Below are 21395 nucleotides of genomic sequence, written 5' to 3'. Positions count from 1 at the left end.
AAGATCACCGGCTCCAGCTCTGCCCGTGCCGCGTACACCGCAGCGGTGTAGCCGGCAGGACCGGAACCAACGATGATCACGTTGCGGACGTCGCTGGTCACCGCGCCCCTTCCCTTCGTAGCGTCTCCGCCGCGCTGAGCGCGACCGTATTGGCATCAACGCGATCCTATTCGGCGATGTTCCCGAACCCCGGGACCGGTGCGTCACAGCACAACGCGCCCGGTGCCTCCCACGATGCGGGAGCCGGGCGCGTTGCGGGCGGTGCTGTTCAGCCGCCGAAGGTGCTGTCGGAGACGGTCGAGGGGTTGCCCGGGCCGCAGTCCGCGCCGACCGCTAAGAGGCGGAACTTGCCGAGGCCGCCGCCCGGCAGGATCAGCAGCTGGGCGGGTTCGCCGTTGAGGGTGATCTCGCGAGCGCCCATCGGTTTGCCGCCCCGCACGCCGTTGGCCTGCAGGCAGCCGATCAGCTGCTGCGGGTCGGCGAGTGTGGACACGTACTGGTCCGAGGCCATGACCTGCGAGAACTGCTGTCCGTCGAGGGTGACCTGGTCGCCGGCCAGGGCCAGCGGAGCGCTGTGGCCCCCACCCGGCTGGGTGGCGGTCGGGACCGGTGGCTGGGCGGTGTTGTCGTTGTCGCCGGTTCCGGGCAGCACGGCGAAGACCACGGCGGCTGCCGCCGCGGCGACGCCGACCAGCCCGGCACCGATGGTCGTCCTGCGGCGTCGGCGGGCCTTGGCCGCGGCGAAGTCGACGACCTGCGCCTCGTTCCCGGCGGGCGCCGACATCGTTGGCATCTGCTGCGCGGGTTGCGCGGGCGCGGACTCGCGGGTCCAGTTCCGGACCTCGTCCTGCAGCGCCGCGTCGATGCGCGCCGAGACGTCGTCGGGAATGGTCAGCGGGGGCAGGTCGGCGAGATCGGTGGTGGTGGCGTCGAGCGCCGCCATGATCTCCCTGGCCTCCGGGTCCGCTTCGACCTGACGACGCAGTTCGTCGGCGGTCGGTCCGTCCAGCACTCCTGCGTGCAGGTCGGCCAGCAGGTCCAGGGACCAAGGTGGTCCCTGCGGCGCCCCCGTGCGCCGGCTCTCCCCACTCATCGTCCCTCCCGTCGACGCATGGCCATCGCGTCATCTGGGACGTTCGCATCTGCACTTGGGTTCCGCAGGTGTCCCAGAAGTTTCGCGAGTCTTGCTCGGCCGCGTGCACATCGGCTCTTGACGGTGCCGTCGGCGATGCCGAGCATCACCGCGGTTTCGGCCACCGAATACCCCTCCACGTCGACCAGCACGATCGCCGCTCGCTGGTCCTCGGGGAGCTGGGACAGCGCTTCCTGCACGACCATGCTGGTGTCCCGATCGGCGATCGCGTCGCGCGGGACGGCAGGTTCGGGACCGGTCTCGGGCAGCGGAACCGTGGGCCGCGCCTGGCGGCGCCGGATCCGGTCCAGGCACGCGTTCACCACGATCCGGTGCAGCCAGGTCGTGACGGCCGATTCGGCGCGGAACGACGCGGCGTTGCGGAAGGCCGAGATCATCGCGTCCTGTAACGCGTCCGCCGCTTCATCGGGGTCGCGCATGGTCCGCAGGGCCACGGCCCACAGCCGGTCCCGATGTCGGCGGAAGAGCTCGGAGAACGCATGTGGATCCCCGTTGGTGTGCGCCGCTATGAGATCGGCGTCTGAGAGGGCAGGGACAGACACGGCTCAAGACAATACTGACTGTGAATCACGGGCAGGTCCCCGTGCGGGAATGGAATCGAATTCCCCTGGTCAGCCAACGAAAAAGCGGATGTGATCGTGACTGCGATCACATCCGCTTCGTCGTGTCGGTCAGGCCACCGAGCCGGTGACCGTGACCTCGTTGATCTGCGAGGAGAACTCGCTGCCCTTCTGGGGCAGCTGGGTGAGGACCACCATGATCTTGCTGCTGGGCGCGACCGCCTCCAGCTTGATCGGGGTGTCGCCCGCGGCGAGGACTCCGCTGCCGAGCAGCTTGGAGTCCATGCTCGGCGAGCCGTCGACCTGGCGGATCTCGACCTTCGAACCCGCGCTCGGCGAGTTGATGACGACCTGCTGCAGCACCGACGGGCGTTCCAGCGTCAGCACGGCACCGGTGGCGGTGTTGATGCCGCCGGGACCGAGCTGCTGGAAGTAGCCGAAGGTCGACCAGTAGGTGCCCGGGTCGCCGTCGAAGAGGTTGTTGATCCGCGCCGGCGCGTCCGGATCGCCCTGGGCGGTGAACGACGTCCCCTCCGTGACCCGCACCGGCGCCGCCTGCGAGGGCGGTTGCTGGGTGGCGGTTCCGGGGTTGTTGCCCTCGATCACCTGGCCGGAGCCGCTGGACTGGTTCGACTCGGTGAAGATGCCGATCACGCCGACCGCGATCCAGCCGATCACCAGGATCGTCGCGACCGCGAGCACGCCGACGCTGATCGCCAGCTTGCGGCGTTTGGCCTCGTCCGGCTTCGGGTCGTCGCGGCGCCACACCTCGTTGGACTCGGCCGGTGGCGCGCCGTTGGCCAGCGTGTTCGCCGACTCGTAGGTCGCGTACTGCTCCAGCACCCGCAGCACGGCGGCACCGGTCCGGACTCCCCCGGTGGTGCCGGTCGAATCCGGGTTGCCCAGCGCGCGAACCGCGACGGTGGACAGCTCCATCGGCACGGTCGGGCGAAGAGTGCGCGGTGCGACCAGGTTTCCGTCCGGTCCGGTCGGAGCCGACGGCAGGCCCTCGGGCGTGTCGCCGAGCGCCCAGCGCCCGGTCAGCAGCAGGTACAGCGCGGCGCCGAGCCCCCGCACGTCGTCGCTGGAGGAGGCGTGCGAGAGCGGACCCGGGAACGCCATCCGCACTTCGCCTTCGGGCGTGACCCGGATGCGCTGCGGGTGGTCGGCGCCCAGGACCAGACCGGCGTGGTGCGCCGATTCGACCGCCGCGGCCAGCGGTTGCATCAGCCGAGCGGCGGTTCCGGGAGGCAGCGGTCCTTCGGCGACCAGGTCCAGGAGGTCCGTGCCGTGCGTCCACTCGGCGATGACCAGGCCGAGAACGCCGGGCGGATCACCTGCGGACTGCGTGACGACGTCGAGCACCCGCGCGACGCCGACGTGGTTGAAGGTGCTGGCGTGCATCGCGCGTTCCAGGGTGCGTCGCGCGTTGGTGGCGGCCTGCGCGTCGGCGCGATCCCCGATCAGGATCGTCAGCGCGACGTCGCGGCCCAGGACTCCGTCCTTGGCACGCCACAGTTCGGCGTTGCAGCGCTCGTCCGAGCCGACCTTGGAGAGCAGCCGATACCGGCCGTGGTCCAAGACCCGACCCGGTGTGAGCTGCTCAGCCGAAGAATCGGCTTCCGGTTCGTCGCTGTCCGCCGCGATCCGCTCGGTGGGTTTGCTGGTCACCTTCCCTCTCCCGCTCCTTCCGGTCCGCCTACGGGTTGCCCTCACGGAAGGAGACTTCCTAGACGAGGGTACGTGACGAGAATGTCAGCGACGACGCAGCAAACCGGTGAGGCGCCCGATCGCGGGTTGAAGTTCGGCCACTCGAAGCATCGACATCAGCCCGAAGATCACCGCGAAGCCCACCACGCTGCCGATCAGCAGCTGGAGCCATCCGGTTCCGGCGCCCGCCGAGCCCGGGACGAGCGCGTCGATGCCGACCGCGACACCCCACGCGGCGAGTCCGCCGACCACCGAGGCGACGAGAGATTTGGTCAGGGTGACGAGGAATCGGCTGCTGCCGAGCGGGCCGAGCCGGTGCCGCAGCCACGCTTCGCCGACCAGCCAGCCGACGATGAAGGTGAAGGAGTTGACGAAGGTCAGGCCGAACACGATCTGGTTCGACGGCAGCATCGCGGCGACCAGGACCGCCAGCAGCACCTTCGCGACCGTCATCACGACCATGATCAGCGTCGGCGTGCGGGCGTCGTTGAGCGCGTTGAACGTCCGCATCTGCATCATCGTCAGCGCGTACGGCAGCACGCCGAAGGCCGAAATCGCCAGCGCCAGACCGAGTGTCGTGGCCGATCCGGTCTCGCCGCGCAGCGCGAACAGCGACAGCGCCAGCGGCACGCCGAGCGCGGTCATCACCGCGCTGACCGGCATCAGCGTCACCGTCGACAGCCGGTTGCCCAGCGACAGGTCGTCGATGACCTTGGCGTAGTCCTCGTCCGCCGCGGCCGCCGACATGCGCGGCAGGATCGCGGTCATGATCGAGAATCCGATGACGCCGTAGGGCAGCTGCAGCAGCATCCACACGTAGTTGTAGGTCGACCAGCCGCCCGCGTCGCCGGTGAAGGCCACGCGGCTCAGCGCGATCAGGCCGACCTGGCTGACCGCGACGTAGGCCAGCATCCACAGCGCCAGCCCGCCGAACTCCGACAGCCGCGAGTCCCAGCCCCAGCGCCAGCGGAAGGTGAATCCGGTGGCGCGCAGCGCGGGGACCTGGATGGCGGCCTGGCTGACCACGCCGAGCGTGACGCCGATGCCCAGCACCAGCACGTGCGCGTCGGTCATCGACACCGGGTTCACCGACATCTCGCCCGGCAGCAGCATGTAGACGCCGATCGTGACGATCACGACCAGGTTGTTGACCACCGGTGCCCAGGCCGGTGGGCTGAAGATCTGCTTGGACTGCAGGATCGCGCCGGCCAGCGCGGACAGGCCGTAGAAGAAGATCTGCGGCAGCAGCAGGTAGGCCAGGACGTTGACCAGCTCGGTGTTCGAGGTGTCCGACTCGGTGACGAAGATCCAGGTCAGCAGAGGGGCGCAGACCACGGCGATCAGCGTGCCGATGCCCAGCACCACCACGGCCAACGTCATCATCTGCTGAACGAACCGCTCGCCGCCGTCGGCATCGGCCTTCTGCGAGCGCACCAGGACCGGAACGACGACGCTGGTCAGCACCCCGCCGATGAGCAGCTCGAAGATGCTGTTGGGCAGCGTGTTGGAGACGTTGAACGAGTCGTTGACGACGCCGAAGCCGACCGCGAAGGCCAGCAGCAGCTTCCACAGGAAACCGGTGATCCGGCTGATCAGCGTCGCGATGGCCATCGAACCGCTGGCCTTGAGCAGCGAGGGCTTGCCGGGTGAGACCGGCCGGATGACCTGGGTCTGCTCGGCTGACTGCTCGAACGCCTGGTCCGGTCCCGGCTCGGCGGGGATCGCGGCGATCGGCTGCGTCTCGGCGACGTGCCAGCCCTGCCTGCTGCCCGCGCCAGGCACGGAGGTGCGGTGGATCGGCATGGTCGGGCCGTCCGGCTGCCCGCTCGTCCGCCGTGGATCTGGTCGGTTCACTGCCTCAATCCTTACCCGCCTGCGCCACCCGGGAGCACCGGGACGTTCGCACCAGGATCTCAGAAGCAGTTCGCGAACTTCCTTCGGTTCTCGGCCACCCCGTCAGCCCTGGTCGCGGTCGCCCTCGGGAGCGGACGGAGTGGACGTCACCGCGTGCGCCAGCGGCTGCGTCTCGGCCTCCTCCACCGACTTCTGAGCTACCGCGGTGCGCTCCCGGCGGGCCTTGGCCTTCTTCACGATCCGGCGCACCGACATCAGCACCAGCACGGCTCCCGCGATGCCCGTGAGCCACGGGATCATCGCGCCGTACTCGGTGGACTCCATCGGCAGCCGCTTGGTGGTGCCCAGCGGGGTGCCCGCATCGGCGGTCACGCTGATGTCGACCATGAACCGGCCGGCGCGCTGCGCGGAGGCCTCCAGCATGAACTGGCGTCGCCCGTTGGCGGGCACGGTGGCCAGGCCGCCGCCGAAGTCGTGCTGCACCTCCACGCCGGGAACCGTGGGGATCTTGAACCGGATGCCGACGGTGAACGGCAGGTCGTTGACCACGGTGACCGGGATCGGGCTGTCCGAGGACAGCCGGTTGGTGGTGCCCGGGTACTCCTCGATGCGGACCTTGCCGAGCATGTCGTTGATCGGCGAGGTCGCCCGGCGGACCCAGTCCTCGGCCGCGCCGGAGTTGCCGCGCCAGGCGCTGGAGACGCCGTGCAGCAGGCCGTTGCGCAGCGGTGTGGTGACCCGGCCGGGCGAGACGGTCTGGGCGCGGTCCGATTCGGAGGATCGCGCCAGGTCGCCGACCTTGAAGTTCTGCGCGGCCAGCTTGTCGATCGCCTCGCGCGAGATCTCCGAGCCACCTGCCTGCACGGGGTAGGTCAGTTCGGCCTCGTCGAGCGTCGCCGGGTTCGGCGAGGGCAGCGCGGTGAGCCGGATCAGCCCGTCGGAGTCCAGCTTCGACATGCCGGTGAGCAGTCCGCGCAGGTCGTCGGCCCGCATGTTCCAGCGGCGGGGCGGCACCAGAACAGAGGTCGCGTTCGGGACGAATCCGTCGGTCGCCCGGAAGGCCAGCGCACCGAGCGCGTTCTGCGAGGTCAGCGCGCCGCCGCTGGGCGGTGAGGGCTCGGTGACCTCCTGCTTGGTGTCGCGGTTGGGGTCGAGCGCGGACGCCAGCAGCGGGTCGATCGGGATCGCGGTCCGGTTCTGGCCGCGCAGCTTGACCGGGGTCAGCGAGCCCGGCGGGACGTTCACCGCGCGGGTGTCCAGCAGCATCGTCGACGGCAGGTCGCCCACGGGCCGCTCGGTCAGGGCGCCTTCGATCGGCCACATCACGTCGCGCGGTTCAACGCCGAGGCCGTCCGGGGCGCTGAGCAGCTTGGCGCCGTCCATCGCGCCGTTGACGAGGTCGCCGAGCCCGGCGCGTCCCAGCGCGACCACGTCGGCGTCGGCGTAGGGCAGCGGGATCACGCAGCGGCCGGTGGTGGCCTGCCGCAGCTTGGTCAGCCACAGGTCGGCGGCGGAGCGGCCGATGCCCTCGACGAGGGCTCCGTTGGGTTGGCGGACCTGGTAGCCGCCCTGCATGGCCTTGGCGGTGATCAGCAGGTCCGGGTCGATGGCGAAGCACAGCGCGTTGCCCAGCGAGGAACCGGCCGGGGCGCTGTCGCTGATGGCCTGCACGAGGTCGTAGAGCCGGCCTCCGGGCGCCAGCGAGGTGGACAACTGGTCGTCGACGAGGACGGCACGACCGCCCGGCAGCGCCTCGCGCTCCAGCCGCGGCGTGTCGACGATCGGCACGACCAGGGTCGTCGGGGTGGCCTGCGCGGGGCGCATCGGCGGTTGCCCGGGGAGCGAGGTGACCGGCAGCAGGAACTCGGACTCGGCGACCGTGCTGCGCCCGGCCTGGATGTTGACCACCAGCGGGTAGACGCCGGTCTGGCTCAGCTGCAGCGAGTTCGAGCCGGTCAGCGGGATGCGGACCTGGACGGGCAGCGACTGACCGGGTTCGAGCCGGTCGGTGACCGGCGAGAAGGACGGCTCGGTGATGCCGGTGACGCCCTCGCGCATGGCGCGCTGGACGGCGGGTTCGCCGTTCGGCGGGATGCCGCGCTCGATGCGGGCCTGGACGCCGTTCAAGGCGTGTCCGCTGCGGTTGGTCAGCCTGCCGCTGACGACGACCTCGCCCGGCGAACCCCCACCCACCACGGAGGGCGTGACCTTGGTCACTTCGAAGTCGGCTGAACTGCCGCCCTGCGCGGTCGCCGGAGTGACCGGCAGCATCGCGACCATCAGCAGCGCGCACAGCGCGGCCAGCAGAAACCTCACGCCTGCTCCGTCCCGCTCCCTCTCGTCGGTCGTGCCCCGAGGCGCTCGCCTCCAGCGAGACCCACACCGCCGCGATCGCCGTCGTCGCGCAGGCTCAGGGCCCGGCGCACCAGCCGGCGTTCGTCGGCGTAGGCCAACACCTCGTCCAGCTCACCGAGCGGCACCCATGCCACCTCGGTGACCTCCACGTCCTCGTCGGACAGCTCTCCGCCCACCGCATCCATCAGGAAGTGGTGCACGGTCTTGTGGATTCGTCGATTTCCCGCGACGAACCAGTAATCGATGGTGCCGATCGCGGTCACAACACGGCCGATGATGCCGGTCTCCTCAGCGACTTCCCGCACCGCGGTCTGCTCCGGCGTCTCACCAGGCTCGATGTGCCCCTTCGGCAGCGACCACAAAAGTCGCCCCCTGCGATCAAGCCTCCCGATGATCGCAGCCAGCCCGTGGACGCCGTCGACCACCAGCCCGCCCGCCGAGGTCTCGTCGACAGTCCGCAGCCGACGCCGTCGGCGCCGGTTTCGACGCCCCGGCTGGGAACCGCCGGAGCGGCCGGGCGACGGGGGCATGCCCTGATGGTAGTTGCTCCAGGATCGCGTGGTCGTCTTGCTCAGCGGCGCGGGCGGTGGAACCTCGGCGCACTTACGGGCGTGCGTCGTGGGTGGCCTCGCGTGGCCGATACCCTGGTTAATCGTGTCTAACGAGCAGCCCATCGGTTCCGGCCCGACGTCCTTGGAACGGGACGCCCAGCGCAACGCGGTCGTCGAGCTGATCAAGGTCGCACCGGTCGCCGAGGAGCTCGGCAAGCGGTTCGCCGCAGCCGGTCACCGGCTGTACCTGGTCGGCGGCAGCGTGCGGGACGCGCTGCTGGGGCGCCTGGGCACGGATCTGGACTTCACCACCGACGCTCGGCCCGAGCGGGTCCGCGAGCTGCTGGCCGGGTGGGCGGAGACGATCTGGGACACCGGGATCCAGTTCGGCACGCTCGGCGCCTTCCGGCACGGCACCACGGTGGAGATCACGACCTTCCGCGCCGACAGCTACGACCGCGTCGGCCGCAATCCCGAGGTGGCCTTCGGCGACACCATCGAGGGCGACCTGGTGCGCCGCGACTTCACCGTCAACGCGATGGCCATCCAACTGCCCGAGCGCGCCTTCGTCGACCTGCACGGCGGCATGACCGACCTGGTGGACAAGCGGCTCGACACCCCGGCCGCGCCGGAGGACTCCTTCGCCGACGACCCGCTGCGGATGCTGCGCGCCGCCCGTTTCGTCGCCCAGCTCGGCTTCACCCCGAGCGACCGGGTGGTGACGGCGATGACCGAGATGTCCGCCGAGATCGCCCGGATCACCCCCGAGCGGGTGCAGGTGGAGCTCTCGAAGCTGCTGTGCGGCGAGTTCCCGAGGCGAGGCGTGGAGCTGCTGGTGTCGTCCGGCCTGGCCGATCACGTGCTGCCCGAGGTGCCGGCGATGAAGCTGGAGATCGACGAGCACCACCAGCACAAGGACGTCTACAGCCACTCGCTGACCGTCCTCGACCAGGCCATCGACCTGGAGAAGGCGGCCGACCCGGACGCCGAACCCGACCTGGTGCTGCGGCTGGCCGCGCTGCTGCACGACATCGGCAAGCCGGCGACGAGGCGGTTCGAGTCGGGCGGCGGGGTGAGCTTCCACCACCACGAGGTGGTCGGCGCGAAGATGACCCGCAAGCGGATGCGCGCGCTGCGCTACCCCAAGGACGTCATCAACCAGGTCGCCGATCTGGTGTTCCTGCACCTGCGGTTCCACGGCTACAGCGACGGGCAGTGGACCGACTCGGCGGTGCGCCGCTACGTCAACGACGCGGGCCCACTGCTGCCCCGGCTGCACAAGCTGGTGCGCGCCGATTGCACGACCCGCAACAAGCGCAAGGCCAACGCCCTGCAGCGCGCCTACGACGATCTCGAGGAGCGGATCGATCGGATCGCCGCCGAGGAGGACCTGGCGAAGGTGCGCCCGGACCTCGACGGCAACGAGATCATGGGTCTGCTCGGGGTCGAGCCGGGACCGGTCGTGGGCAAGGCGTGGAAGCACCTCAAGGAGCTCCGGCTGGATCGCGGACCCATGTCCCGCGAGGAGGCGATCGAGGAACTCCATCGTTGGGCACGGGAGCAGGGAATCGAAACCCCAGGTCAGTGAGCTTCCAGCGGATCGGTATTAATATCGAACGATGACTATTGAGTGGAAATGCTCGATGTTCATCATTCGTTCGTATCGATTTCCCGTTTTCCGCCCATCTTGTTGCGCGAGGACGGGGTCACCTCCGCCCATCCGGTGAGATCATGCGGAGGTGGGATCGGACGCTGAGGTGGAGCCGGGGACGCTGCTGGTCGCTGCTCCGCAGCTGATGGACAAGAACTTCCGGCGAACCGTCGTCTACGTCATCCACCACCGCGCGGAGGGCACCCTCGGCGTCGTGCTGAACCGGCCGAGCGAGGTCGCGGTGCACGACGTGCTCCCGAAGTGGGGCGACCACGCCACGCTCCCCCAGTCGCTGTTCGTGGGCGGGCCCGTCGAGCAGCGCACGGCCATCTGCCTGGCCACGCTGCGAACGGGCGAGGACCTCACGGCGATCGACGGCGTGGTGGGAGTGCGAGGCCCGGTGGGCATGGTCGACCTGGACGGGGATCCGGAGGAGCTCGCGCCCAAGGCTCGCGGGCTGCGCTTCTTCGCCGGCTACGCGGGCTGGGACGCCGGCCAGCTGGCCGGGGAGATCGACAGGGGCGACTGGCTGATCGTTCCCGCGCTGCCGGACGACGTCATCGCCGACCCCGACACCGAGCTGTGGTCGAGGGTGCTGCGCAGGCAGGGGCCGCCCCTGGCGTTCCTGGCCACGCACCCCGGCGACGTGAAGCTGAACTAGTGGTCGCTTCGCTCGGCGGTGCGAGCTGAGTCCCCACCTGGAACAGCGGCTCCGGCGCGCTGGTTCTCCACAGCCTGTGGATAAACAGCTGTGGATAACTTGGGGACAAGTGCGGAAGTGCTGGTCAGCCGCCGCAGCAGCCGCCCGCGCAACCGCCGCAGCCACCGGCCGGAGCGGGGGCGGGCACGGTTTCCGCCGCGCGGTTGCCCACGACCCCGCCGAGGGTCATCAGCACGAACGCGCCGACCAGCCCGAGCACCGCGACCATCGCGACGCTGAAGCCGCTCGCCAGCGCGGGCATCGAGGCCCCGGCCAGCGCGGCGATCGCACCGGCGGCCAGCATCGCCGGACCGGCGGCGCGGTTGGCGAGCTCGAACGCCTCCTCGCTGCGCATCGCGGCGGGAGTCCGCACGCCGACGTAGGTGTTGAGGGGCAGCGAACCCCGAAGGCCCCGGAACCCGAGCAGCAGCAGGGCCGCTCCGCCGAGGATCAGAACCGCGCAAAGGATCACCTGAACAGCGAGCACCCCAGCAGCCTAAACCTCCGCTCGCGGCCGATCCGCCGGACATCGGCTTGAGGTGCCCTGCCCCACACGTCCGCCGCACGGCTGAGCGGAAACCGTTTTGCCTGGTCCGCTACCCTGGAAGCATGCACGCGAGGCTGCTTCTTGCGAGGCCGCGTTGAGTCGATAGGACCGGTTCGGCGCGGCGACCCCTCATGCCCGATCAGGGCCTGGGGGGTTTTCCGTTTTCCGGGGGCGGCACACTAGAGCGCACGAACGCGCGCGTTCCGGCGGAGCAGGGAAGGACGCAGAACATGACTGGCCAGCCAGAAGAGGTCAACACAGCGGGGCCGGCCTCTTCTTCAGAAGAGGTGCCGCCGTTCCGCTACACAGCGGGCACCGCGACCGAGATCGAGCAGCGCTGGCAGCGGGAGTGGACCGAGCGCGGCACGTTCCACGCGCCGAACCCGGCGGGCTCGCTCGCCGACGGCGAGGTGCCCGCGGACAAGCTGTTCGTCCAGGACATGTTCCCGTACCCGTCCGGTTCCGGTCTGCACGTCGGCCACCCGCTGGGCTTCATCGGCACCGACGTCTACGCCCGCTACCACCGCATGCTGGGCCGCAACGTGCTGCACACGATGGGCTTCGACGCGTTCGGCCTGCCCGCCGAGCAGTACGCGGTGCAGACGGGCACGCACCCGCGGACCACGACCGAGCAGAACATCGAGCGCTACCTGGGCCAGATCCGCCGATTGGGCCTGGGCCACGACGAGCGCCGTCGCATCGCGACGACCGACATCGAGTTCTACCGCTGGACGCAGTGGATCTTCCTGCAGATCTTCAACGCCTGGTACGACGCCGACGCCGACGGCGGCAAGGGCCGCGCCCGCCCGATCAGCGAGCTGGAGGCCGAGTTCGCCGCCGGTGAGCGCTCCACCCCGGACGGCCGCCCGTGGGCGGAGCTGTCCGACGACGAGCGCCGCGAGGTCGTCGACTCGCACCGGCTCGCCTACCTGTCCGAGGCGCCGGTCAACTGGGCGCCGGGTCTGGGCACCGTGGTGGCCAACGAGGAGGTGACCGCGGACGGGCTGACCGAGCGCGGCAACTTCCCGGTGTTCCGCCGCAACCTGAAGCAGTGGATGATGCGGATCACCGCCTACGCGGACCGCCTGGTCGACGACCTGGACCGGCTGGACTGGCCGGACAAGGTCAAGACGATGCAGCGGAACTGGATCGGCCGCTCGCAGGGCGCCAACGTGGTGTTCCCGGTCGGCGAGTCCGGTCGTTCCGTCGAGGTCTTCACGACCCGTCCGGACACCCTCTTCGGCGCGACCTACATGGTGCTGGCGCCGGAACACCCGCTGGTCGACGAGCTGACCGCGGCTTCCTGGCCGGACGCCACCGATGACCGCTGGACCGGAGGCGCGGCCACCCCGGCGGACGCCGTGGCCGCCTACCGGCGTGCCGCGTCGATGAAGTCGGACCTGGACCGGCAGGAGAACAAGGAGAAGACCGGTGTCTTCACCGGCGCCTTCGCCACCAACCCGGTCAACGGCACCCGCATCCCGATCTTCATCGCCGACTACGTGCTGATGGGCTACGGCACGGGCGCGATCATGGCGGTCCCGGGCCAGGACCAGCGCGACTGGGACTTCGCCACGGTCCTGGGACTGCCGATCATCCGCACCGTGCAGCCGGCCGACGGATTCGACGGCGAGGCCTACACCGGCGACGGGCCGGCTATCAACTCCGCGTCGGACACCACCGGCCTGAGCCTCAACGGCCTGGACATCGCCGACGCCAAGAAGACCGTGACCGCCTGGCTGGAGGAGCACGGCCACGGCCGCGGCACCGTCCAGTACAAGCTGCGCGACTGGCTGTTCGCCCGCCAGCGCTACTGGGGCGAGCCGTTCCCGATCGTCTACGGCTCCGACGGCGTGCCGCGCGCGCTGCCGGAGGACCAGCTGCCGGTCGAGCTGCCCGAGGTCGAGGACTACTCGCCGCGCACCTTCGACCCGGAGGACGCCGACTCGCGCCCGGAGCCGCCGCTGGCCAAGGCCGAGGCGTGGCGCCACGTCGAGCTGGACTTGGGCGACGGGCTCAAGCACTACGAGCGCGACACCAACGTCATGCCGCAGTGGGCGGGTTCCTGCTGGTACCAGCTGCGCTACATCGACCCGGACAACTCCGAGCGCTTCGTCGACCCGGCCAACGAGCAGTACTGGATGGGCAAGAACGCGCAGGCGCACGGCGGCAACGACCCGGGCGGCGTGGACCTGTACGTCGGCGGTGTGGAGCACGCGGTGCTGCACCTGCTGTACTCCCGCTTCTGGCACAAGGTGCTGTTCGACCTGGGCCACCTGTCCTCGGAGGAGCCGTACCGGCGGCTGTACAACCAGGGCTACATCCAGGCCTACGCCTTCACCGACCCGCGCGGCGTCTACGTCCCGGCCGAAGAGGTCGAGGAGTCGGAAGGGAAGTTCTACTTCCAGGGCCAGGAGGTCCGCCGAGAGTACGGGAAGATGGGCAAGAGCCTGAAGAACTCGGTCTCCCCGGACGAGATGGCCGACGCCTACGGCGCGGACACGTTGCGGCTGTACGAGATGTCGATGGGCCCGTTGGAGGCCTCGCGGCCGTGGGCGACCAAGGACGTCGTCGGCTCGCACCGGTTCCTGCAGCGGCTGTGGCGCAACGTCGTCGACGAGAGCACCGGCGAGCTGCGGGTGACCGACGAGGAGCCGGACACCGAGATGCTGCGCGCCCTGCACAAGACGATCGCGGGCGTCCGGGAGGACTTCGCCGAGCTGCGGTTCAACACGGCCGTGGCGAAGCTGATCGAGTTCAACAACCGGATCACCAAGACCTACGCGTCGGCTGCGGGCACGCCGCGTTCGGTGGTGGAGCCGCTGGTGCTGATGGTGGCGCCGCTGACTCCGCACCTGGCCGAGGAGCTGTGGACCCGTTTGGGCCGCACCGAGAGCCTGGCGCACGGGCCGTTCCCGGCCGCTGACGAGCAGTACCTGGTCGAGGACTCGATCGAGTACCCGATCCAGGTCAACGGCAAGGTGCGCTCCCGCATCCAGGTCCCGGCCTCGGCCGACCAGGACGCGGTCAAGGCCGCGGCCCTGGCCGACGACAAGATCGCGGCGGCCCTCGACGGCAAGGACCCCCGCAAGGTCATCGTCGTCCCGAACCGCCTGGTCAACATCGTCGCCTGACCTCATCCCACCTCGTAACCCGGAATGCGGCGGTGATCGGGGACCTGATCATCGCGGTATTCCGGGTTGTCCGGGTCGGGCCGGGTGGTGTGAGCGTGGTGTGGAGGGGCGTCCCCTTTGGGGGCGCCCCTTCGTCGTGTCCGGGGTGGGAGTGGCGGGTGCGGCACTACGCTGCGTGGTGAGTTACGTCGCATAGCAGGGTTACCCGTCGGTAACTACGGTGGGCGGCACACGGGACGAGCTAGTGGAGGCCGCGATGACCAACGCCGCATTCGACGCAGGTGAGCTCCGCAGTCTGCTGGACGGCCGGTGGGCGTCCGTGCGCGAGAAGGTCCGCGACTCGCTCGGCGAGAACGAGCTCGGCAACGCCGACGACCTCGACACCGAGAGCCATCGGGCGCGGACCCTGGAGCAGCTGCGCCTGCTGGCCAAGTCCGGCGTCCCCGAGCTCGGCTTCCCCGTCGCCCAGGGCGGCAGCGGTGACCAGGGCGGTTCGGTGGTCTCGCTGGAAATGCTGTGCGGGAACCTGTCGCTGATGGTCAAGTCCGGCGTGCAGTGGGGCCTGTTCGGCGGTGCGGTCGTGGCGCTGGGAACCGAGCACCACCACGAGCGCTACCTGCGCGACATCATGAGCGCCGAACTGCCGGGCTGCTTCGCGATGACCGAGACCGGCCACGGCTCCGACGTGCAGAGCCTGCGCACCACCGCCACCTACGATCCGGCGACCCGCGAGTTCGTCGTCCACACCCCGCACGAGGCGGCGCGCAAGGAGTACATCGGCAACGCCGCGCGCGACGGGCGCATGGCCGTGGTGTTCGCCCAGCTCATCACCGCGGGAGAGAGCCACGGCGTGCACGCGCTGCTGGTGCCGATCCGCGACGGGAGCGGGAACACCTGCGAGGGCGTGCGGATCGAGGACTGCGGGCGCAAGGCCGGTCTCAACGGCGTCGACAACGGCCGCATCTACTTCGACCAGGTGCGGGTGCCGCGCGAGAACCTGCTCAACCGCTACGGCGACGTCGCCGAGGACGGCACCTACAGCAGTCCGATCGACAGCCAGGGCAAGCGGTTCTTCACCATGCTCGGCACCCTGATCCGCGGCCGGATCTCGGTGGCCGGCACCTCGGGCGCCGCGGCGAAGCTGGCGCTGGAGATCGCGCTGCGCTACGCCGACGCGCGCCGCCAGTTCGACCGGCCGGGCACCGGCGAGGAGGTCGTGGTCCTCGACTACCTGGCGCACCAGCGCAAACTCCTCCCGGCACTGGCGAAGTCCTACGCCCTGCACTTCGCGCAGGAGGAACTGGTGCAAGCCCTCGACGAGGTCGGGCGGGGTGACGACGAGCGGGCCCAGCGCGAGCTGGAATCCCGCGCCGCCGGGCTGAAGGCCATCACCACCTGGCACGCCACCCACACCATCCAGACCTGCCGCGAGGCGTGCGGCGGAGCCGGCTACCTCACCGAGAACCAGCTGGCGGGGCTCAAGGCCGACACCGACGTGTTCACCACGTTCGAGGGCGACAACTCGGTCCTGCTCCAGCTGGTCGCGAAGGGGCTGCTGACCGACTACAAGGACCAGTTCGACGGGATCGGCACGCTGGGCCTGGCGAAGTTCGTCGCGGACCAGTTCGTCGGCGCGGTCATCGAGCGCTCCGCCGCGCACTCCATCGTGCAGCGCATCATCGACGCCTCGAACAAGGACGACATCCTCGACCGCGGCTGGCAGCTCAAGCTCTTCGACGACCGCGAGGCGCACGTCCTCGACGGCCTGGGTCGCCGGTTGCGGAAGGCCAACAAGGACAACGCCTTCGAGGTGTTCAACAACGCCCAGGACCACGTGCTGCGCGCGGCCCGGGTGCACATCGACCGGCTGGTGCTGGAGGCGTTCGTCGCCGCCGTCGACCGCTGCCAGGACCCGCGCAACGCCGAGATCCTCGACAAGCTCTGCGACCTCTACGCGCTGTCCACCATCGAGGAGGACAAGGCGTGGTTCCTGGAGCACGAGCGGATCAGCCCGCGCCGCGCGAAGTCCGTCACCCAGGCCGTCAACGAGCTCTGCGGTGAACTCCGGCCGCACGCCGTCGACCTCGTCGACGCCTTCGGCACGCCGCGCCAGTGGCTCACCGCGCCCATCGCCACCGGCGCCGAATCCTCCCGCCAGGAAGCCCAACGAGCCCACGACAAGGCCAATCCCCTCCCGTGACCAGGCTTTTTCGAATTTCGCGCGAAATTCGAGTCCGAACTTCGGGGCTCGAACTTCGCGCGAAATTCGAATTTCGGGACTGGAGTTGTCGGAAGCGGAGGGAACCGAATCGACTCGGGTGCGTCTGAGGTGGTGTTCGTGTTGATCGCCACTGAGGGAGAGAGCGATGAGGGTGCTGGTTCGGAAGAGCGTCGTGGCCGCTGCGTGCGGTGCGTTGCTGGTGGGGGTTCCGGCCACCGGTGCGGCCGCGGGCGGGGACGCTGGAGCCGCCGCGATCCCGGCCGCGGTGGCAGGGGCCGGCGCTGCCGCCGGGCCCGCGGCGATCGCCTGCGATGACGACTCCAGCGGCCAGGACGCCTCCTTCTACAGCGGGCCGTCGGCGGGCTACACCTACGACGAGAAGTTCAGCGCGGGCCCGAAGATCCCAGGACTGCCCGACCACACCCCGCAGGGCCTCGCCGCGTGGAACGACTGGGACGGCGCGGGCAACGGCCTGCTGCTGGTCAGCGCCTACGGCAAGGACGGCTCGAACGCCAAGATCTACGGCGTCGACCCCTCCTCCGGCAAGACCGTCGGTGACGTCGAGATCGCCGAAACCCACGCCAGCGGCATCGCGATCGCCCGGGGCTGGGCGTTCGTGACCGGCAGGAACAACGCCGAGGGCCACTACACCATCCGCAAGTACAAGCTCAGCGAGCTCGCCGACGCGCTGAAGGCCGAGGGCAGCCCCTACGTCAAGCAGACCGGCCAGGCCCGCGAGGTCTACGGCGCGTCGTTCCTGTCCGGCGACGGGAACACGCTCTACGCGGGCAAGTACAGCCGCGACGGCCGCGAGAAGATGTACGCCTACAGCGTCGCCGCCGACGGCGGGCTGACCACCGGCAAGTCCTTCGAGATCCCGAAGGGCACGCAGGGCCTGATGGTCACCGGCGACAAGTTCGTCTACAGCACCTCGCTCTCCCGCGACGTGCGCAGCAACCTGTACGTGATCGACAAGGGTGCCACCGACATCGACATCCCGTCGACGCGCTGCTTCCGCTCGCCGAGCATGTCCGAGGGCATCGACGACCTGGGCGGAAACGCCTACGTGCTCTACGAATCCGGTTCCTACCAGTACCCGGACGCCCGCAACGTCATCGACGAGCTGCACAAGGCGCCGGTCGCGGGTCTGTGATCAACCGCCGCGCAGCCACCTGCTGAACGCGGCCCACCGCCCGCCGGGCCGGTAGGTGTCGGGTTCGCGTCGGACGACGGGCGCGGGTGAGCCGAGCCAGGGCCGGATCTGCCTGGGCGGCGGCGGGAACCGCACCGGCAGCGAGGCCAAGGACCGGTGGAACGGGCCGGACTTCCACTCCAACGCCTCCGAGGGCACCGCGGGTTCGAGGTCCGGTAACCGGTCCAGGACGCGTTCGACGGCCGCGGTGCCCGTCATCCGCGCGATGCGCTGCGCGGGTGACGGGCACGCGTGCCTGCCCGCGCCGAAGGCGACGTGCGCCCGATTTCCCACGCGGCCGCCTGAGTCGACGGCGGGATCGGTGTTGGCCCCGGCGAAGCTGATCAGGAGGGGTTGGTCGGCGGGCACCGGGTTGCCGCCGACCTGCACCTCCCGGGGCGGGAAGACCGTGCCGAAGTTGGCGATCGGCGGATCGGACCACAGCACCTCGTCGAGCGCGTCGGCCACCGGCAGGCTGCCACCGGAGAGGTCGCCGGCGAACCGCTCGTCGACCAGCAGCAGCCGCAGGGTGTTGGCGATGAGGTTCTGCAGCGGCTCGCTCCCGGCGCTGCACAGCAGCGCGATCTGGTGCACGGCTTCGTCATCGGTCAGCCCGGCCTGGTGCGCCAGCAGCCACGACACGACGTCGGGTCCCGGTCGGTTCCGCTTCGCGGCGACGAGCTCGGCGACGGCCGTGCCGATCCCCCGCCCTCCGTCGACGCCGTCGAACAGCGCCAGCGCGCCGGAGACGATCTTCTCCGAGATCACCGGTGGCGCCCCGCAGATGCGGGTGACCATCAGCAGCGGCAGCACCCGCGCGTACTGCTCGACCAGGTCGGCCTCGCCGTCGGGGGCGAACCGGTCGATGAGCGCATCGCCGGTCTCCTCCAGGTGGGTGCGCAGTTCCCGGGTGTCGACCCGCGCGAGCGCGTCGGTCACGGCGCCGCGCAGCCGGGCGTGGGTGGCGCCGTCGGTGAACATGCAGTTCGGCCGGTAGGTCATCAGCGGCAGCACGGGGCAGCCCTGCGCGACGGTGCGCTGCCAGGTGCGCGGGTCCTTCGGGAAGTTCGCGGCATCGCGCAGCACCTGAAGTGCTTCGGCGTAGCCGAGCACCAGCGTGGCGGGCACGTCGGGCGCGATCTCCACCGGAGCCGTCGGACCCGCCCGGCGCAGCCGCCGGTAGACGGTCTGCGGGTCGGCGGCGAATTCCGGTCCGTGCAGCCGGGTTCGATCGTCGGTCACGAAGTCTCCTGCTCTCTACAAGCTGGCCCGAAGCCCGTCCAGGACGTTCTGCAGCAGCCCGACGTCCGGTGCTTCCAGGTCGTGCCGGGCGCTGCGGGTGACGATGTGGCCGCTGTCCAGCAGGTCGCCGAGCAGCACTTTCGTGACGCTCATCGGCAACTTGAGGTGTCCGGCGATTTCGGCGACGGACATCGCCCCGTCGCTGCAGAGGTGGAGCACGCGCCGCATCTCGGGACCTGCCGTGCCGGGCGGGGCTTCGCGCACCGCGTAGACCTGGGTGTCCATCTCGAAGGTGTTGCGCGACGGTCGTGCCCGGCCGCGGGTGACGACGTGCGGCCGGACCAACGCGCGCTCGCCGCGCTTCACGCGAACTCACCGACGCGTTGACCGGCGCTGAGCTCCTTCCCGAGCCGTTGGACGAGTTCCATCAACCGGTGGGTCATGGTCTCCACGTCCACGCCGTGTCCCGCGGATGCGGCGACGTAGGCGCGCGGACCTGCGGCGACGAGGAACACGTAGCCGTGGTCGTACTCGGTGATGGTCTGCCGCCAGGACTTCTCGGTCGAGCCGCAGAACGCGGAGTTGGCCCGTGCCAGCGATTGCAGGCCGGACATGGCGGCGGCGTGCCGCTCGGCGTCGTCGGAGGTGATGTCGGCGGAGTGGGCCATCAGCAGGCCGTCGGAGGACAGCAGGACGGCGTGCCTGGCCTCCGGGATCCGCAGTGCCTCGTCGAGCATCCACCCCAGGTCGTGTTGTCGGTTGCTGTTCATGATGCGGAGGTTCCCTTTTCGTCGTCCGGTTCGTCCTCGGACCCGCGACCGGTGAGGCTGCCGCGCTGCCACGCGCCCATCACCGATGGCTTGCCCGTTCCCCAGGACCCGTGCTCGGCGGACTGCGCGGGCACGGCGTGGCTGCGGCGCTGCCGCTTGGGCAGGCCCGTGCTGGTGTGCTGATCAGCGGCCGGTTCGTTCATCGCCGGTGCGGGCGCCGGTGTTTCGGCCTTGGTGAGCAGTTCGTTGGGCAGGAACAGCACCGCGCGCATGCCCCCGTAGGGCGAGGCGGCCTCCACGAAGACCTTGAACCCGTAGCGCGCGGCGAGCACGCCGGCGAGCGCGAACCCGATCTGCGGCGGGTCGCCCAGCTTGTTGATGTCGACGACTTCCCGTCCGGTGAGCAGCGCTTTCGCGCGTTCGCGGGCTTCGGGGTTCATGCCGACCCCGGCGTCGTCGACGACGATGGACAGCCCGTTGTGGGCGGGCTGGAAGTGCACCTGGACCTGCGTGGCGGGCTGCGAGTAGCGCGCCGCGTTGTCCAGCAGTTCGGCGAGCGCGAGCACGACGGGTTCCACGGCCCGGCTGGACACCGAGAGCTCGCTCTCGGAGTGCGCCTCGATCCGCAGGTAGTCGCGGATCCGCGAGGTCGCCCCGCGCACGACGTCGAGCACGGGCGCGGCGGATCGCTGCTGGCCGGGCCAGGTCCCGCACAGCACGGCGGTGGCCTGGGCACGCCGCACGAGCTGCGAGTTCGCGTGGTCGATCTTCATCAGGCCGGCGAGCACGGCGGGGTCGTCGTGCTCGTGCTGCATCTCGGTGATGGCGAGCTGCTGCTCGTTGGCGAGGCTCTGCACGCCGCGCATGGTGGAGATCATGGTGGCCTTGGCGGCGCGATCGGCGCGCTGCCTGGTCTCGTCGGCGAAGCCGGCGAACTGGCCGATGACGGTTTGCATCTCCTGGTGGAAGGGGGTGTCGGCGAGGTTGGGCCGCAGTGGTCCGGGCACGTCGATGGGCAGGCCCCGCTCGGCGTCCATCAGCGCTGGAAGTCGCCGCGTGACCAAGTGGTGCGCTTCTTCGTCGCGCAGCCGGCTCTGGAACTTGAGGCGCTGCAGGGAAACCAGGAAGGCCAGCAGAATCACTACGATTGCCGCGAGGGCAACCCACAATGCCACGTCCACTTGGGAGTGCTCCGTCGTTAGCGTGCGTGAATGAATTCGAAAGCGCTGGGATCGTCGAAGTTACCACGGTGGCGGTGCGGCAATCGAAAGTGATTCACCGCGCAAACAAACACTGATCGTGACGGATCACGTGGTATGACCAGCGAATATGTGACCTGTGTAGCGTGCCATTGCGACACCCGCGTGATTCGCGGTGCCCGTCTGACCGTCATTCAGACGCGCTCAGTGACAACGCGGTGGTGACCGCCTGGCACTCCGCCGAACGACGGAAATTCGCGAACCGGAGCAACCGAATTGACCGCCGGAATCACAACCCCTCGAGTACTGGATTCCCCGATCTGATGAACCTCGAGTAATCGCCCAGTCCAGTAGTTACAATGCCCCGTTTCTGATCGACTCAATCCCCGAAAATGATCAGCGAGCGTCTCTTCTCTCCCCCCTGATCTTCGGGCGTTTCTGGCCTTCGCCCCGGTGCCTCCCCCGCCCGCGAGATCTGGCGGGATCCCCTTCCGGGCTCCGCGGGCGGGTCGCTAGTCTCTCCACATCGGACTGATGAAAGTGGAGGTATGGCAAC

At 69.8% G+C, this 21395-nt stretch carries 17 protein-coding genes; 5 read left to right on the top strand and 12 right to left on the bottom strand.

Annotated elements, in window-relative coordinates; translation table 11 throughout:
- From AB0J91_RS23970 to AB0J91_RS23940, 7 genes are all read right to left on the bottom strand, one after another.
- Positions 1–101, bottom strand: a 101-nt coding sequence (locus tag AB0J91_RS23970; RefSeq protein WP_363872736.1) for an FAD-binding protein, incomplete at its 3' end; no start/stop codon positions are given.
- A 167-nt stretch (positions 102–268) separates the two neighbouring features.
- Positions 269–1093: a hypothetical protein gene (locus tag AB0J91_RS23965; RefSeq protein WP_363872727.1), complete on the bottom strand. Its 825-nt coding sequence runs from the start codon at positions 1091–1093 to the stop codon at positions 269–271.
- Positions 1090–1695, bottom strand: coding sequence for an RNA polymerase sigma factor SigM (gene sigM / locus AB0J91_RS23960; RefSeq protein ID WP_363872724.1), 606 nt, complete (start codon positions 1693–1695; stop codon positions 1090–1092). The genes AB0J91_RS23965 and sigM overlap by 4 nt, the downstream gene beginning before the upstream one ends.
- Positions 1696–1824: 129 nt before the next feature.
- Entirely contained in the window at positions 1825–3384 is a 1560-nt protein-coding gene (locus AB0J91_RS23955) for a protein kinase family protein (RefSeq protein WP_363872720.1), read from the bottom strand.
- Positions 3385–3468: 84 nt separating this feature from the next.
- The gene (gene murJ, locus AB0J91_RS23950; RefSeq protein ID WP_363872717.1) at positions 3469–5277 is read right to left on the bottom strand and encodes a murein biosynthesis integral membrane protein MurJ; all 1809 of its coding nucleotides are present in this window, start codon (positions 5275–5277) and stop codon (positions 3469–3471) included.
- A 102-nt stretch (positions 5278–5379) separates the two neighbouring features.
- Positions 5380–7593, bottom strand: coding sequence for a DUF6049 family protein (locus AB0J91_RS23945; RefSeq protein ID WP_363872714.1), 2214 nt, complete (start codon positions 7591–7593; stop codon positions 5380–5382).
- Entirely contained in the window at positions 7590–8162 is a 573-nt protein-coding gene (locus AB0J91_RS23940; protein WP_363785394.1) for an NUDIX hydrolase, read from the bottom strand. Before AB0J91_RS23940 ends, AB0J91_RS23945 begins: the two co-directional genes overlap by 4 nt.
- A 124-nt stretch (positions 8163–8286) precedes the next feature.
- Here AB0J91_RS23940 and AB0J91_RS23935 point away from each other — a divergent pair, with 124 nt between their 5' ends.
- A complete protein-coding gene (locus AB0J91_RS23935) occupies positions 8287–9771 on the top strand; it encodes a CCA tRNA nucleotidyltransferase (protein WP_363872711.1) in 1485 nt (494 codons plus the stop codon).
- 151 nt (positions 9772–9922) lie between these two features.
- Positions 9923–10495: a YqgE/AlgH family protein gene (locus AB0J91_RS23930; protein ID WP_363785399.1), complete on the top strand. Its 573-nt coding sequence runs from the start codon at positions 9923–9925 to the stop codon at positions 10493–10495.
- 124 nt (positions 10496–10619) lie between these two features.
- Here AB0J91_RS23930 and AB0J91_RS23925 read toward each other — a convergent pair whose 3' ends face one another.
- Positions 10620–11021: an SdpI family protein gene (locus AB0J91_RS23925; protein WP_363872708.1), complete on the bottom strand. Its 402-nt coding sequence runs from the start codon at positions 11019–11021 to the stop codon at positions 10620–10622.
- A 290-nt stretch (positions 11022–11311) separates the two neighbouring features.
- Between AB0J91_RS23925 and leuS the strand changes: the two genes are divergently transcribed.
- The 3 genes from leuS (at position 11312) to AB0J91_RS23910 (ending at position 17589) form a co-directional block, all read left to right on the top strand.
- Complete coding sequence (gene leuS / locus AB0J91_RS23920) at positions 11312–14215, top strand: leucine--tRNA ligase (protein ID WP_363872705.1); 2904 nt, start codon at positions 11312–11314, stop codon at positions 14213–14215.
- Between the two features lie 256 nt (positions 14216–14471).
- Positions 14472–16415: an acyl-CoA dehydrogenase gene (locus AB0J91_RS23915; RefSeq protein ID WP_363872702.1), complete on the top strand. Its 1944-nt coding sequence runs from the start codon at positions 14472–14474 to the stop codon at positions 16413–16415.
- A 166-nt stretch (positions 16416–16581) separates the two neighbouring features.
- Positions 16582–17589, top strand: a complete 1008-nt coding sequence (locus AB0J91_RS23910) for a hypothetical protein (RefSeq protein ID WP_363872699.1) — start codon at positions 16582–16584, stop codon at positions 17587–17589.
- Here AB0J91_RS23910 and AB0J91_RS23905 read toward each other — a convergent pair whose 3' ends face one another.
- The 4 genes from AB0J91_RS23905 to AB0J91_RS23890 are packed head-to-tail and all read right to left on the bottom strand — an operon-like array spanning position 17590 to position 20782.
- On the bottom strand, positions 17590–18870 hold the full coding sequence (locus tag AB0J91_RS23905; RefSeq protein ID WP_363872697.1) for a cytochrome P450: 1281 nt from the start codon (positions 18868–18870) through the stop codon (positions 17590–17592).
- Between the two features lie 15 nt (positions 18871–18885).
- Entirely contained in the window at positions 18886–19236 is a 351-nt protein-coding gene (locus AB0J91_RS23900) for a DUF742 domain-containing protein (RefSeq protein WP_363785415.1), read from the bottom strand.
- Positions 19233–19640: a roadblock/LC7 domain-containing protein gene (locus tag AB0J91_RS23895; protein WP_363785417.1), complete on the bottom strand. Its 408-nt coding sequence runs from the start codon at positions 19638–19640 to the stop codon at positions 19233–19235. Before AB0J91_RS23895 ends, AB0J91_RS23900 begins: the two co-directional genes overlap by 4 nt.
- Positions 19637–20782, bottom strand: coding sequence for an ATP-binding protein (locus AB0J91_RS23890; RefSeq protein WP_363872694.1), 1146 nt, complete (start codon positions 20780–20782; stop codon positions 19637–19639). The genes AB0J91_RS23895 and AB0J91_RS23890 overlap by 4 nt, the downstream gene beginning before the upstream one ends.
- Positions 20783–21395 lie beyond the last annotated feature (613 nt).

This window comes from Saccharopolyspora sp. NPDC049357, assembly GCF_040677225.1.
Classification (GTDB): domain Bacteria; phylum Actinomycetota; class Actinomycetes; order Mycobacteriales; family Pseudonocardiaceae; genus Saccharopolyspora.
The sequence above is the reverse complement of the archived record's forward strand: the minus strand, read 5'-3'. Positions and strand labels throughout refer to the sequence as shown.